The sequence below is a fragment of the Mesorhizobium sp. M1252 genome, from assembly GCF_040318265.1.
Lineage (GTDB): Bacteria > Pseudomonadota > Alphaproteobacteria > Rhizobiales > Rhizobiaceae > Mesorhizobium.
The window spans coordinates 15,340-29,534 of sequence record NZ_JAMYLX010000021.1; the positions used below are offsets into that span (position 1 = coordinate 15,340).

The 14,195-nt window shown below is 63.3% G+C and carries 11 protein-coding genes; 4 read left to right on the plus strand and 7 right to left on the minus strand.

All coding sequences use genetic code 11. From position 1 onward, the window contains the following. Positions 1-11 precede the first annotated feature (11 nt). Entirely contained in the window at positions 12-629 is a 618-nt protein-coding gene (locus NKH22_RS28020; protein WP_023668625.1) for a TetR/AcrR family transcriptional regulator, read from the minus strand. Between the two features lie 73 nt (positions 630-702). Between NKH22_RS28020 and NKH22_RS28025 the strand changes: the two genes are divergently transcribed. Next, entirely contained in the window at positions 703-1,986 is a 1,284-nt protein-coding gene (locus NKH22_RS28025; protein ID WP_023835196.1) for an MFS transporter, read from the plus strand. A 100-nt stretch (positions 1,987-2,086) separates the two neighbouring features. On the opposite strand, the gene NKH22_RS28030 is transcribed toward NKH22_RS28025, so the two are convergent. Beyond that, on the minus strand, positions 2,087-2,365 hold the full coding sequence (locus NKH22_RS28030) for a hypothetical protein (RefSeq protein WP_245260088.1): 279 nt from the start codon (positions 2,363-2,365) through the stop codon (positions 2,087-2,089). 197 nt (positions 2,366-2,562) lie between these two features. Between NKH22_RS28030 and typA the strand changes: the two genes are divergently transcribed. Next, positions 2,563-4,392: a translational GTPase TypA gene (gene typA / locus NKH22_RS28035; RefSeq protein WP_023681424.1), complete on the plus strand. Its 1,830-nt coding sequence runs from the start codon at positions 2,563-2,565 to the stop codon at positions 4,390-4,392. A gap of 55 nt (positions 4,393-4,447) precedes the next feature. Here the strand turns inward: typA and NKH22_RS28040 are convergent, their stop codons facing one another. Together NKH22_RS28040 and NKH22_RS28045 are read right to left on the minus strand one after the other, a co-directional pair. Next, positions 4,448-5,077, minus strand: coding sequence for a DUF1062 domain-containing protein (locus NKH22_RS28040; RefSeq protein WP_023807703.1), 630 nt, complete (start codon positions 5,075-5,077; stop codon positions 4,448-4,450). 340 nt (positions 5,078-5,417) lie between these two features. Continuing rightward, a complete protein-coding gene (locus NKH22_RS28045) occupies positions 5,418-6,452 on the minus strand; it encodes an L-idonate 5-dehydrogenase (protein WP_023822007.1) in 1,035 nt (344 codons plus the stop codon). A gap of 121 nt (positions 6,453-6,573) precedes the next feature. Here NKH22_RS28045 and NKH22_RS28050 point away from each other — a divergent pair, with 121 nt between their 5' ends. Further along, positions 6,574-7,188: a LysE family translocator gene (locus tag NKH22_RS28050; protein ID WP_023822008.1), complete on the plus strand. Its 615-nt coding sequence runs from the start codon at positions 6,574-6,576 to the stop codon at positions 7,186-7,188. Positions 7,189-7,212: 24 nt separating this feature from the next. Here NKH22_RS28050 and NKH22_RS28055 read toward each other — a convergent pair whose 3' ends face one another. The 3 genes from NKH22_RS28055 to NKH22_RS28065 all read right to left on the minus strand — a co-directional run bounded on the left by NKH22_RS28055 (position 7,213) and on the right by NKH22_RS28065 (position 9,238). Beyond that, positions 7,213-7,626: a hypothetical protein gene (locus NKH22_RS28055; protein WP_352911878.1), complete on the minus strand. Its 414-nt coding sequence runs from the start codon at positions 7,624-7,626 to the stop codon at positions 7,213-7,215. A 90-nt stretch (positions 7,627-7,716) separates the two neighbouring features. Beyond that, entirely contained in the window at positions 7,717-8,667 is a 951-nt protein-coding gene (locus NKH22_RS28060; RefSeq protein ID WP_352911880.1) for a hypothetical protein, read from the minus strand. Positions 8,668-8,674: 7 nt separating this feature from the next. After that, positions 8,675-9,238: a peroxidase-related enzyme gene (locus tag NKH22_RS28065; RefSeq protein ID WP_023822011.1), complete on the minus strand. Its 564-nt coding sequence runs from the start codon at positions 9,236-9,238 to the stop codon at positions 8,675-8,677. Positions 9,239-9,369: 131 nt separating this feature from the next. Between NKH22_RS28065 and NKH22_RS28070 the strand changes: the two genes are divergently transcribed. Further along, positions 9,370-14,160 carry an NAD-glutamate dehydrogenase gene (locus tag NKH22_RS28070; protein WP_352911883.1) on the plus strand — a complete coding sequence of 1,597 codons (4,791 nt, stop codon included), beginning with the start codon at positions 9,370-9,372 and terminating at the stop codon, positions 14,158-14,160. The last annotated feature ends 35 nt before the right edge of the window (positions 14,161-14,195 follow it).

The window sequence follows — 14,195 nt, forward strand, 5'->3', positions numbered from 1 at the left end:
CGTTCGAAATGTTATTTCTTCAAGCTCGCCTCGATCAGCAGGTCGGCATTGTGGGCGACCGCCGCCGCCGGGCCTCCGAGGCCGAAGAGCTGGCCACTGATATAGGCGCCTTCGATCAACAGCAGCAGGCCGTCGCCGAGCGTGTCAGGGTCTTTAGCGCCCATCGCTGCGGCCATGGCGCGCAGGCGGTGGCGCAACTCCTGCTTGTTGGCCTCGCTGACGACACGCGCCGGATGGCCATGTTCGGGATATTCCACCGCCGCGTTGGTCATGCCGCAGCCGCGATAGTCCGGCCTTTGCGTGCGCTTGCCGACGCGAGTCAGAAAAGCCCTGAGCTGTGCCCGCGGGTCGCCGGGATGGGCAGCCACGGCTTCGTCGAAACGCTCCCAATACTCACGGTCATATTGCCTGAGATAGGAAGCGGCGAGCTCGTCCTTGGAGGGAAAGCTGCGGTAGAGGCTGGGCTTGGTGACGCCGGCGCGCTTGACGATTTCGTCGACGCCGATCGCCCGGATGCCGCGGCGGTAGAACAGGTCGTAGGCCACGTCGAGGATTTTCTTGGCAGCCTTGGGCGGTGCGGCTGCATGACCGTCCTTGATGGTCAGTTCAATATTTTTGTCCGTTGGCATGGTATGACTCGATTGACGTGTTACCGATCGGTACGTATACATGTCCTCACCCTGCAACGTACCGGTCAGTAACATGATAGCTCAATCCCGTCCCTTTGGCCAGCGCTACGCTTTCGTCGTGGTTGGCGTCATCTTCCTTTGCCTGTTGATCGCGGCCGGGCTTCGTTCCGCACCCTCGGTGATGATGCTGCCGTTGGATAAAAGCTTCGGCTGGGGGCGCGATACGGTTTCGATTGCCGCTGCGATCGGCATCTTCCTTTACGGCCTGACCGGGCCGTTTGCCGCCGCATTGATGGAGCGTATCGGCTTGCGCCGCACGCTGCTTGCCTCGCTTGTGATCATGTCGGGCTCGACCGCGCTCAGCCTACTGATGACCGAGCCCTGGCACCTGTTCCTCACCTGGGGCGTGTTTTCCGGCATCGGCTCCGGCGCGGTCGCCACCGTGCTCGGCGCCACCATCGTCAACCGCTGGTTCAAGACCAATCGCGGCTTGGTGATGGGGCTGATGTCGGCCTCCAGCGCCACCGGCCTGTTGGTGTTCCTGCCGCTGCTGGCATCGCTCGCCCAGTCGGGCGGCTGGCAGCCCGTCGCTACCGCCGTCTCGATCGCCACCGCCTGTCTTCTGCCGCTGGTCTGGCTGTTGGTTCCGGAGCGTCCCGCTTCGATCGGCATGGTGCGCTATGGCGCCGGGGCGGATGACGTGCCGCCGGTATCGCCGGCATCGCAAGGCAATTTCCTGGCGCATACGCTCAACACGCTGCGCCGCGCCGCCGGCACCCGCGTCTTCTGGTATCTGTTCGCCACGTTCTTCATCTGCGGCTTCACCACCAACGGGCTGGTCGGCACGCATCTGATCTCCTTCTGCGGCGACATGGGCATCCCCGAGGTACAGGCCGCAGGCCTGCTGTCGCTTATGGGCATTTTCGACCTGATCGGGACGACGCTCTCGGGCTGGCTCACCGACCGTTTCGACCCGCGCAAGCTGCTCGGCGTCTACTACGGCATTCGCGGCCTGGCGCTGATCTATCTGCCCTATTCCGGCTTCTCGGCGACCAGCCTGATCATCTTCGCCGTGCTCTACGGTCTGGACTGGATCGCCACCGTGCCGCCGACGCTCAGGCTCGCCAACGAGGCCTTCGGCGACCGCAGCGGCCCGATCGTGTTCGGCTGGATCGTAGCCGGCCACCAGGTCGGCGCCGCCACCGCCGCTGCCTTCGGCGGCACCATGCGCGAATTGCAGGGCAATTACGAACTGGCCTTCCTGATCGCCGGCATGACGGCGATCGTGGCTGCGTGTCTGTCGCTGCTGATCAATACGAGCAGGCCGGCTTTCGATCCGGAGCCGCAAGCGGCGTAAGGCGCGGTACTAATCTCCCGCTGGTGACGCTCGATCCGGTGCGGTCGGCGTAAGCCTTTGGGTCGGCGCGAAGGATCGCTACGCCTGGAATGGGCAGCCGTCAGTCCGGGTAGCAAACCGTCGGAATCTTCGGCCAAACCGCGCTGTCGCAACCTGCAACCTGCTGCCTCTGCTTGAAAGAGGCGCTGACCGGGCCAGTGACCATTGGGTCGACGCCATCAGGGGCGTCGGCAAACATCTGCTCGGCCGTCCGGTCGGACGACGAAGCCGGATTGGCTTCCTTCACCGTGGCGGCCGATTGAGCGGCATTGGCCGCCAGCACGGCAGCGAATGCGACCGAAGCGATGAGGGGCCAAAATCGGTTGAGTTTGTCGGTCATGAATTTCGAACTACCCGGGCCCAGAAAGGTTCCCGCCTTGGTTAACAAAACCATCTCACACCGAGATGCTTAAGATTTGATGAGTATTTGGTGGTGCGCCTCCTCTTTCGCAATTGCGAAAAACCCTGTATGAGCCGCCCAACCGAAAGAGGCGGCGCCTTTTGGCCTGCTGCCTGCAACGCTCCCGAGACCACAAAATGAAAATTCGTAATATCGCGATCATCGCGCACGTCGACCATGGAAAAACCACCCTCGTCGACCAATTGCTGCGGCAATCCGGTTCCTTCCGCGACAATCAGCGCGTCGCCGAGCGCGCCATGGATTCCAACGACCTCGAAAAGGAACGCGGCATCACCATCCTGGCTAAGGCGACCTCGGTCGACTGGAAGGACACCCGCATCAACATCGTCGACACGCCCGGCCACGCCGATTTCGGCGGTGAGGTCGAGCGCATCCTGTCGATGGTGGATTCGGCGATCGTGCTGGTCGACGCCGCCGAAGGCCCCATGCCGCAGACCAAGTTCGTCGTCGGCAAGGCGCTCAAGGTCGGCCTGAAGCCGATCGTCGTCATCAACAAGATCGACCGTCCGGACGCCCGCCACGTCGAAGTGGTCAACGAGGTGTTCGACCTGTTTGCAGCGCTTGACGCCACCGACGAGCAGCTCGACTTCCCGATCCTCTACGGTTCTGGCCGCGATGGCTGGGTCTCGGAAAATCCGGAAGGCCCGAAGGACCAGGGCCTGGCGCCGCTGTTCGACCTCGTCATCAAGCATGTGCCGGAGCCGACCGTTCATCCCGGCCCGTTCCGCATGATCGGCACCATCCTGGAAGCCAATCCGTTCCTCGGCCGCATCATTACCGGCCGTATCGAGAGCGGCACGCTGAAGTCCAACCAGGCGGTCAAGGTGCTCCACCATGACGGCACGCAGATCGAAACCGGGCGCATCTCCAAGATCCTCGCGTTCCGTGGCCTCGAGCGCCAGCCGATCGAAGAGGCGCAGGCGGGTGACATCGTGGCAATTGCCGGCCTGTCGAAGGGCACTGTCGCCGACACGTTCTGCGACCTGGCGGTGACCGAGGCGTTGCATGCGCAACCGATCGATCCGCCGACCGTGACCATGTCTTTCCTGGTCAATGATTCGCCGCTCGCCGGCACCGAAGGCGACAAGGTGACCAGCCGCGTCATCCGCGACCGCCTGCTGCGAGAAGCCGAAGGCAATGTCGCGCTCAAGATCGAGGAATCGCCCGACAAGGATTCGTTCTTCGTTTCCGGCCGCGGCGAATTGCAGCTGGCCGTGCTGATCGAGACGATGCGCCGCGAAGGCTTTGAAATCGCCGTGTCGCGTCCGCGCGTCGTCATGCAGAAGGGCGAGAACGGTGAATTGCTGGAGCCGGTCGAGGAAGTCGTCATCGACGTCGACGAGGAGCACGCCGGCATCGTTGTGCAGAAGATGTCGGAGCGCAAGGCCGAGATGGTCGAGCTGCGGCCTTCGGGCGGCAACCGTCAGCGCATCGTCTTCCACGCGCCGACGCGCGGACTGATCGGCTACCAGTCGGAACTGTTGACCGACACGCGCGGCACCGCCGTGATGAACCGGCTGTTCCACGCCTACCAGCCCTACAAGGGCGAACTGCCGGGCCGCACCAACGGCGTGCTGATCTCCAACGAACAGGGCGAGGCAGTGGCCTATGCCATGTGGAACCTCGAAGACCGCGGCCCGATGGTCATCGACCCGGGCGTCAAGGTCTATCAGGGCATGATCATCGGCATCCATAGCCGTGACAACGACCTCGAAGTGAACGTGCTGAAGGGCAAGAAGCTGACCAACATCCGCGCCGCCGGCAAGGACGAGGCGGTGAAGCTGACGCCGCCGATCCGCATGACGCTGGAGCGCGCGCTGGCCTGGATCCAGGACGACGAGCTGGTCGAGGTGACGCCTAAGACCATCCGCCTGCGCAAGCTCTATCTCGACCCGAACGAGCGCAAGCGCTTCGAGAAGTCGGCCAAGGTTGTGGGCGCGGCGTAATCGTCTGATTGTCTAAATTCGAGAGGGGCGAAGCACCGGTGCTTCGCCCCTCTTGTCATTCACCCACGGCAGCCGAAATGATGGCTTCACGATCCGGCTCGTCGGCCAGGTCAATGCGAATCGCCGTGCCGTCGCGGGCCGGCTTGCGCAAAGCTCTGGCGCCTTCGGGAACAACAACCAGCAATCGTTTCTCCTCCAGCGCCTGAAGCCTTGATCGGGAGATGCCGAGTTCGCCGGCGAGCAGACGGTCGAGCCGCAGCGATGTCGGCATTTCCAGCCCAAGCCTGATTTCAAGCGCGGCTGCGGGTCGGCCTTCGCCGCCGAGCCGGTGTTTGTGAACGGCGACATCGGGAAACTCCTCGACGCGGCCGACCCGGTTTCGCAAAGCCACGACATCGAAGGCATGGCGGCGGGCGAGGGCCGGATCGTTGCTTTCGAGCGCTGCCAGCAGCGCGGGTTCGATGTCGCGGCGGTTGCAGCGTTCGAAAATGCCGAAATTCCACGAATTGTCGCAGTCGATGCAGCGATAGATCAGCCAGACATCAATGCGTTTGCCATTGGCGTTGACGCGGAATTTGTCGCTGCAGCGATAGGCTTTCACGGCGCTGCAGCGGTTGCAGTGGACCAGGGGTCGAGGCGCGATTTCGGGCGTGATTGCCCAGTGGATAGCGAGATGTTGGGACAAGCCGGAAGACCTTCCAGTGTGGAAGTTCTTCAGGTCGGCAATGGCGAGATGCCCATGCGGGCACGGCGTGGCGAGAGCTAGCTATGTCGGAAATCAGCTGTCACGGGCGGCAAAGCGCGCGACAACGGTTCAGCAGTGCCAAACCGGTCTCGAACCGCCGCCTGAGGAACACGTGAAATGGAGCAGGCACCGCTTAATGCGGCGCCCTGCCAAGTGTGATCAGGGGAGTTGGCGAGACCGGCGGTTACTGAGGCAAAATGAAGCTCGAAATGAATGTCGGGACGGTTCTTCTAGCGGCAAGATGCCGAGCGGGCAAGGTTCATAGGGTGTCTCGCCCTGCTCAGGCGAAGGCGATCTGTACCTTCATCGATTTGTTGCGGTCGCCGGCGATCTCGAAAGCCGCAACCGCCTCGTCCATTGGATAGATGCCGGTCAGCAGCGGCTTAACGTCGACGCGACGGTTGTTGATCAGATCGACGGCCAGCGCGAACTCGTCGTGGAAACGGAAGGAGCCGCGCATCTCGACCTCCTTGGCGACGATGAGATTCTGCGGCAGCGACATATCGCCGCCAAGGCCGAGCTGGACGAGCACGCCGCGCGGCTTCAGCACGTCGAGCCCAGCCCGCACCGCGCGTTCATTGCCGGAGCACTCGAACATCACGTCGAAACTGCCCTTCTCGACATTGTAGGCGGCGAGGCTGGCGCCGTCGGTGGCGACGTTGATGGTGCGGTCGGCGCCGATCTCGCTCGCCTTGGCCAGAACCGCGTCCATGACATCGGTGACGACGATCTCGCGCGCGCCGTGGACACGTGCGGCAAGGATGCACAGCGCACCGATCGGCCCGCTGCCGGTGACCAGGACGCGCTTGCCGAGCAGCGAGCCGGCGCGGTTCACGGCATGCAGCGTTACCGCGAACGGCTCGGCAAAGGCGGCTTCGTTGATGGAGACATGGTCGGCGATTTTGTGGCACTGCCAGGCCTCCGCGACGAGGCGCTGGCGGAAGGCGCCCTGTATATGCGGCATCGGCATGGCGCTGCCGTAGAAGCGCATGTTGAGGCACTGGTTCTGCATGCCTTGCAGGCAGTAGCGGCAGGCGTTGCAGGGCCGGCTGGGCGAAATCGCGACGCGATCGCCGACCGTGAGGCTGGAGACGCCGGCGCCAAGCACCTTCACCGTGCCGGCGACCTCATGGCCCAGGATCATCGGCTCGCGCAGGCGCACCACGCCAAAGCCGCCATGATTGTAATAGTGCAGGTCCGAGCCGCAGATGCCGCCGGCCTCGACTGAAATCTCGACCTGGCCGGCGCCCAGCACGCCCGGATCGGTCTCTTCGATGCGCAGGTCTTTTGCCGCGTGGATGACGATTGATTTCATGGCCGCGATCCTTTCTCAAACCACTGGCGCGGGCAAGGTCGCCCGGCTGAAATTGTCAGCGGGGTACCAAATCCCCGCCGATCGGATATTCTTTGCCATTCAACGCTCGAAGGCACCTGTCATGCACCTCACCTCGCTGCTCATCTTCGCCGCCGCTTTGTTCGTCGCCGCCGGCTCGCCCGGCCCGTCGATCGCAGCCCTTGTCGCCCGCGTCATCTCGAAAGGCTTTCGCGACGTGTTCCCGTTCCTGCTCGCCATGTGGATCGGCGAGGGCATCTGGCTGTCGCTGGCGGTGTTCGGGCTGGCCGTCGTGGCGCAGACCTTCCACTTCGCCTTCGTTGTCGTGCAATGGGTGGGCGTCGCCTATCTCGCTTATCTCGCCTGGAAGATGTGGACGGCGCCGGTCGAGACCAGGGAAGGCGAGATGCCGCGCGAGGATTCGGCGACAAAGCTGTTTTTTGCCGGCATGGCGGTGACGCTCGGCAACCCCAAGATCATGATGTTCTATCTGGCGCTGCTGCCGACGATCATCGACCTCGCTTCGGTCAGCATCGTCGGCTGGGTCGAGCTTACGGCGACGATGGCGGTGGTTCTGATCGCCATCGATCTCGCCTGGGTCGTCGCGGCCTCACAGGCGCGCAAGCTGTTGAAGAGCAAGCGTGCGATGAAGATCGCCAACCGCGTCAGCGCCACGACGATGGCCGGCGCTGCCGTGGCCATCGCAGCGCGATCCTGATCGCCTTTCTATGGCACCTCAAAACTAGACTTTTTCCAACAGGTCCATGCTGTCGCCGGTGCCCACTTTCCAGCCGGCGAAGCATCCCAAAACGCCACAGGCGCATCGTTCGCCGACATAAAACCAGCGAACGCCGCCACGTCCCGGGTAGATGGAAAACCCGACGCCGATGTTTGCAGCTTCGGAGCCGCACTCGGTGCACGCCCATCGTTCCGGCTGGGCTTCGTCCCAAAATTCCCCGCTGTCGCAGATAAGATGCTCGGAGCCACAGGCTGTGCATGTTCGTCGCGCCACACCCTCGTCATCGTCGGCATCGAGGAGAAACGAGATGGAACCGCACTTGCAGCGGGCGAGCCTGAAGTCGTGAACCTCATATCCTTCGGAGGCATACCCCTCCAGGTATTCTGCGATGTCCGTGGGTTCCCTCCAACCCACCATTTGCCTGAGGTGTCTATGGTCATGAGTTACCTCGTCTATGGCGTGATATCGTTCGTTCGGCCGCATATCGATGGCCGCCGTTACGACTCTCTATTTAGCTGTCGGCATAACAGTTATGTTCCATATGTCGCCGAACACCTTTGTCCTGTTCTGCCCAATTGCCTCAAGCTTTTCCTCGTACAAAACATGTCTGGTCACGCCGCTATCGATGTTGACCGTGCAGTCAGCTGTGTTTGATTTGTGAACCGCAGCATCGGTACGGACGATTTGCTTCTCCGTTTTACCCGTTTCTGGATTCAGTTTCTCGACCGTGTCGACAAGAACCCCGGAGAGTTTCTCGGCATCCGAGGTCATGTGGAATTTCAACGTTGCCGTCCGCGCAATCTGATCGACGCCAACGAGCAGACTCGAGCGCGAATTGGCGAAGGGGTCACCGGCTTCATTTAGCGTCGTGTCGGTCGACGCTGTTTCCCTGCCTATGGGTAAATCGCTGTTCTGGCAGGTCGCTATGATATCAAGTTCCTGTAGGAAGTAAGGAACAGCCGTCTCGGGAGTTAGACCCGCGAAAAACTTACGAATCGTATTTTGAGCTGCTTCGTGATTGGCGTATTTGGGCAGTGCGAACAGCTCCTTCTCGACGACGTCTCGAACAGCTGGCCAACTCTTCAGGGCAACAGGCGCTCCCCGAATGTCGGTATCGAACTCGATGCGCATTCCGCGAAGCGCCGAGACGGTAGCCCAATTGTAAAGCGGGACTGGCCCGCTGCTAAGTTCTGTAATGGTCCAGGCAGAGGAATAGCCGCCTTCGCGGCTTTCTATCACTTCATATCGACCGCTGATCCTGCCTCTTTCCGTTGAGGTGACGCCGCGATCGGCAATCGTCTTCGTCCGCTCTATTTCGACAAGCCAGACTTGTCCCGCGGTTGGTTGGTAGGGAAGGGAAATGGATGCGCCGGCGGGGGCGGTTGTCTCACCATGCGTTTCATGGCCTACCAGCAAAACCGATACGATGGCGGCTGCAAAGATAGAAGCTCGAACCACTTAACCCTCACCTCGCCATGGCGTGGTATTCGTCGTTCGGCCGCATGTCGATGGCCGCCGCCACGCGGTTCGACATGTTGAAGAAGGCGGCGGTCGAGGCGATGTCCCAGATGTCGCGGTTGGTGAAGCCGGCGTTGCGCAGTGCTGCCCTGTCCGCCTCGACGATCTTTGCCGGCTCTTCCGTCAGCTTGACCGCGAATTCGAGCATCGCCGTCTGCTTCGGTGAAAGATTGGCGGCGCGGAAATTCATCACCATCATCTCGCCGAAGGACGGGTCGCCGGAGAGCTGGCGCACCGCCGCGCCATGCGCCGTCAGGCAATAATAGCAATGGTTGATCGATGAGACGACGACCGCGATCATCTCGCGTTCCAGCTTCGACAGGCCGGATTCACCCAGCATCAGATCATTGTATGTGTCGGTGAAGGCGCGCAGCTTCTTCTCGTCGAAGGCATAGGCAAGAAGCACGTTGGGAACCAGGCCGAGCTTTTCCTCGCATTTGGCGAAATAGGCTTTTGTCGCCTCGCTCAGTTCCGCGATACCGAGGTCAAGTGCGCTGATTTTGCCGGACATGGGGTCTCCCTCCTGGTTCACCGCCGCCTGACCGTCGAATTCCTGTAATTCTTATCGAGCCGTCAAACCTTTGTCGCCAAACAGCGGTCATCTGCTACCATAGTCGTAAAAGCATGTGACGGGAGGACAACATGGCGAGCGTGAAATCCGCAGCTAAGCCGAAGAAAACAGCCACTGCCGGGGTGAAACCCGACGGGAAGCCGGCCAGGCTCGCCGACTATCTGCTGGCCCGCGCGCCGGTCGAAGACATTGCCGCCTATGACGCCGCCGACCTGGAGCGAGCCGCCGACCTGGCAGGACGTGCGGTCGCCGCCCACAAGAAGGGCCAAAGTGTCGTCGCCGTCGATGCCGGGTCGGGCGTCTCCCGCGAGGGCCGCCCGATGACGATCATCACCGTCGTCAACGACAACATGCCGTTCCTGTTCGATTCGATCCTCGGCGAGATCACAGAAACTGCCGGCGAACCGACTTTGGTCACCCATCCGGTCATCGTCGTGCGTCACGGCAAGGCCGGCGTCGACGAGATCCTCGGCGACGGCAGCGCCCTCAAGGACGATGGCAATCACGACCGCCTGAGCGTCGTCCATGTCCATATTCCGCGCCTGACGGCGGAGCAGGCCGACGCGCTGGCCGACCGCCTGCGCAAGATGCTCAACCAGGTGCGCGCCGCCGTCAGCGACTGGAAGCCGATGCTCGCCCGTCTCGACCAGGCGATTTCCGAATTCCGCTATTCCGCCGTGCCGCTCGACAAGAAGAGCGTTGCCGAGGCCATCGCCTTCCTTGAATGGCTGCGCGACGACAATTTCACTTTCCTTGGCATGCGCGAGTTCAAATATTCGGGCGGTGCGGAGAGCGGCAATCTGGAGCGCGCCGACAAGCCCGGTCTCGGCATCCTCGCCGACCCGGATGTGCTGGTGCTCCGGCGCGGCACCGAGGCGGTGACGACGACGCCCGAAATCCGCGCCTTCCTGCATGGGCCGGAGCCGCTGATCGTCACCAAGGCCAACGCCAAGTCGCTGGTGCACCGCCGCATTTATCTCGATTATATCGGCGTCAAAACCTACACCGCCAAGGGCACGCTTGCCGGCGAGTTGCGCATGGTCGGCCTGTTCACCTCGACTGCCTACACGCGCTCGGTGATGAAAATCCCGTATCTGAGGTCAAAGGCCGAGACCATCATCGCCAAGTCCGGCTTCGACCGGCACGACCATTCCGGCAAGGCACTGATCAACGTTCTGGAGAGCTATCCGCGCGACGAACTGTTCCAGGTGCCGGTGCCGATCCTGAAGAAGCACGCCGCGGCCATTCTCGGCCTGGTCGAGCGGCCGCGGGTGCGGGCGCTGGTGCGCGCCGACCAGTTCGACCGCTTCGTCTCGATCCTCGTCTTCGTGCCGCGCGACCGCTATGACAGCGTCGTGCGCGAGAAGATCGGCACCTATCTCAAGACCGTCTTCGAGGGCCGTTTGTCGGCTTATTATCCGGCGTTTCCGGAGGGCGGGCTGGCGCGTGTGCATTTCATCATCGGCCGCTCGGGCGGCAAGACGCCGAAGGTCGAGCAGGCGGCGATCGAAGCGGCGATCCGCGACATCGTGCGAACCTGGGACGACGCGCTGGCCGAAGCCGCGGAAGCGGTCGGTGGCGATCCATCGCTGAAGGCGATCGCCGCGCGTCTGCCTGAGAGCTATCGCGATTCCTTCAGCGCGGCCGTCGCGCTGAAGGATGCGGGGCGCATCGCCGGCATCAGCACCGCCAACCCGATCGCCATCGACTATTACCGCCATGCCGAGCAGAAACCGCATCAGGCAGCGCTGAAGATCTACCACCACGGCAGCCCGGTAGCGCTGTCGCGTCGCGTGCCGGTGCTGGAAAACATCGGCTTCCGCGTCATCAGCGAGCGCACCTTCGAGGTTGGCGAGGACGGCGGCGACACCGTCTTCATCCACGACATGGAGCTGGAGAACAGCTACGGCAAGCCGATCGACCTCAGCGATGGCGGCGCGCTGTTCGAGGACGCTTTCCTGTCGGTCTGGCGCGGCGACATCGACAATGACAGCTATAACGGGCTTGCCCAGACCGCCGGCCTGTGGTCGGGCGAAGTCAGCATTCTGCGCGCCTATGGCCGCTACCTGCAGCAAGCCGGTATCCCGCAGAGCCAGGATTTCATCTCGGCCGCGCTCAACCGCTATCCCGACATTGCGCGCGGCCTGCATGCACTGTTCGTCGCTCGTCTCGGCCCGACCGCCGAGACGGAAGGCGTCATCGCCGCCAAGCACCTCAAGGCCAAGATCAAGGACGCGCTGGAGGAAGTCCCCAACATCGATGACGACACCATCATCCGCCGCTATCTCAACCTGATCGAAGCCTCGTTGCGCACCAATCATTTCGTTGCGGGAACGAAGGCGCGGGGCCAGTCGCTGGCGATCAAGCTGGACTCGCAAGCGGTCGATGGCCTGCCGGCGCCGCGGCCGTGGCGCGAGATCTTCGTCTATGGGTCCGAGGTCGAGGGCGTGCATCTGCGCTTCGGCCCGGTTGCGCGCGGCGGCCTGCGCTGGTCGGACCGCGCCCAGGATTACCGCACCGAGGTGCTCGGCCTGGTCAAGGCGCAGCAGGTCAAGAACGCCGTCATCGTGCCGGTCGGCGCCAAGGGCGGCTTCTATCCGAAGAAGCTGCCGATGAGCGCCGGCCGCGACGCCATCTTCGAGGCCGGCACCTCAGCCTACAAGAATTTCGTTTCCAGCCTGCTGTCGATCACCGACAATATCGGCCTCGATGGCGTCATACCCCCAGCCGGCGTCGTCAGGCGCGATCCTGACGACCCCTACTTTGTCGTCGCCGCCGACAAGGGCACGGCAACCTTCTCCGACACCGCCAATGCCATTTCGGAGAAACACGGTTTCTGGCTCGACGATGCCTTCGCCAGCGGCGGCTCGGCCGGTTACGACCACAAGAAGATGGGCATCACCGCCAAGGGTGCCTGGGAAGCGGTCAAGCGGCATTTCCGCGAGATCAACCGCGACATCCAGACCACCCCCTTCACCGTCGTCGGCGTCGGCGACATGTCGGGCGACGTGTTCGGCAACGGCATGCTGCTGTCGCCGCAGACCAGGCTGATCGCCGCCTTCGACCATCGCGACATCTTCATTGATCCCGATCCAGACAGGGTGGCGTCGATGGCCGAGCGCGAGCGCATGTTCGCGCTGCCGCGTTCGTCCTGGCAGGACTACGACAAGACCAAACTGTCGGAAGGCGGCGTCATCGTCTCGCGCAGCCAGAAGTCGATCACGCTGCCTGCGGCAGCGGCGGCGGCGATTGGCCTCGCCAAGACCACCGCGACACCGGCCGAGATCATGACCGCCATCCTCAAGGCGAACGTCGACCTTCTGTGGTTCGGCGGCATCGGCACGTATTTACGGGACTCGGGCGAAACCAATGCCGAAGTCGGCGACCGCGCCAATGACGCCATCCGCATCACCGCGCTCGATGTGCGGGCCAAAGTGATCGGTGAGGGCGCCAATCTCGGCGTCACGCAGCGTGCCCGCATCGAATTCGGTCTCGCCGGCGGCCGCTGCAATTCCGACGCCATCGACAATTCTGGCGGCGTCAACTGCTCCGACGTCGAGGTCAACATCAAGATCGCGCTGGCGTCCGCCATGCGCAAGGGATCGCTGACCCGGCCGGCGCGCAACAAGCTGCTGGCCGAGATGACCGACGAGGTCGCCGGCCTCGTGCTGTCCAACAATTACGAACAGACGCTGGCGCTTTCCATCGCCCGCAAGCGCGGCCTTGCCGACATCGCGCACCAGAGCCGCTTCATGGCGGCGCTGGAGGCTCGGGGCCTGCTCGACCGCGCTGTCGAGACGCTGCCGTCGCCGGCCGCCCTTGCCGAGCGCGAGGCGCGTGGCGAGCCCCTGACCCGGGCGGAGCTTGGCGTGCTGCTCGCCTATGCCAAGATCGTGCTGTTTTCCGACATCGTCGCCAGCGACGTGCCTGACGACGCGCATTTCGACCGCGATCTGATGGGCTATTTCCCTGACCGGATGGCGAAGAAATATGCGGCCGAGATCCATGGCCACCGGCTGCGCCGCGAAATCATCGCCCGCGTCGTCGCCAACGATCTCGTCAATCGCGGCGGACCGTCATTCGTCAACCGGCTGCAGGAAGCCACGGGGCGCAGCGCGGCCGACGTGGTGCGCACCTTCGCCGTGGTGCGCGACGGCTTCGCGTTGCCGGCGCTCTATCGGGAGATCGATGCGCTGGACAGCCACATCGACGGCCAGGCGCAGCTCGATCTCTACCAGTCCGTCAGCCGGCTTATCTTCGTGACCAGCGGCTGGTATCTGAAGAACGATGCCGGCACCGCAGCGCTCGGCCAGCGCATTGCCGAACTGCAAGAGGCGCGCATGGCGCTGGAGCCGAAGCTGCTCTCGCTGCTACCGGCCTTCTCGCGCGAGCGGGTCGAAGAGCGGCGGCACGGCCTCTTCAAGGCCGGCGCCCCGGAAAAGCTCGCCGGGCAGCTGGCAATGGCCGATGTGGCGGGACTGATCCCCGACATCGCACTGACGGCGCGCACGGCCAATGCCGACGTCGTCGCCTCGGCCAAGGCGTTCTTCGCCGTCAGCGATGCCTTCCGCATTCCGCGCGTCGAAGAGGCGGCGCGTTCTATCACGCCGTCGGACTATTACGACCAGCTGGCGCTGTCGCGCGCCACCGACACGATCGGCGCGGCGCGGCGCGGCATCGCGGTGGCGGCTCTCGCCGGCCATGCCGGGACGGCGGATCCTGTGGCGGCCTGGCTGGAAGCCGGCGGCGAGCGCGTGGCGCGCATTCGCGAGCGGCTGCAGGCGCTGACCGAAGGCGGGGATATCACCGTGTCCAGGCTGTCGGTGGCTTCGGGGTTGATGAGCGATCTGACGGGGATGTGAGGCTCGGGACTTTACCCTCCCCCTTGTGGGGAGGG

Coding starts and splice junctions, on each gene's coding strand:
- NKH22_RS28020 (WP_023668625.1), bottom strand. CDS start 629: ATGCCAACGGACAAAAATATTGAACTGACCATCAAGGACGGTCATGCA.
- NKH22_RS28025 (WP_023835196.1), top strand. CDS start 703: ATGATAGCTCAATCCCGTCCCTTTGGCCAGCGCTACGCTTTCGTCGTG.
- NKH22_RS28030 (WP_245260088.1), bottom strand. CDS start 2,365: ATGACCGACAAACTCAACCGATTTTGGCCCCTCATCGCTTCGGTCGCA.
- typA (WP_023681424.1), top strand. CDS start 2,563: ATGAAAATTCGTAATATCGCGATCATCGCGCACGTCGACCATGGAAAA.
- NKH22_RS28045 (WP_023822007.1), bottom strand. CDS start 6,452: ATGAAATCAATCGTCATCCACGCGGCAAAAGACCTGCGCATCGAAGAG.
- NKH22_RS28050 (WP_023822008.1), top strand. CDS start 6,574: ATGCACCTCACCTCGCTGCTCATCTTCGCCGCCGCTTTGTTCGTCGCC.
- NKH22_RS28055 (WP_352911878.1), bottom strand. CDS start 7,626: ATGGTGGGTTGGAGGGAACCCACGGACATCGCAGAATACCTGGAGGGG.
- NKH22_RS28065 (WP_023822011.1), bottom strand. CDS start 9,238: ATGTCCGGCAAAATCAGCGCACTTGACCTCGGTATCGCGGAACTGAGC.
- NKH22_RS28070 (WP_352911883.1), top strand. CDS start 9,370: ATGGCGAGCGTGAAATCCGCAGCTAAGCCGAAGAAAACAGCCACTGCC.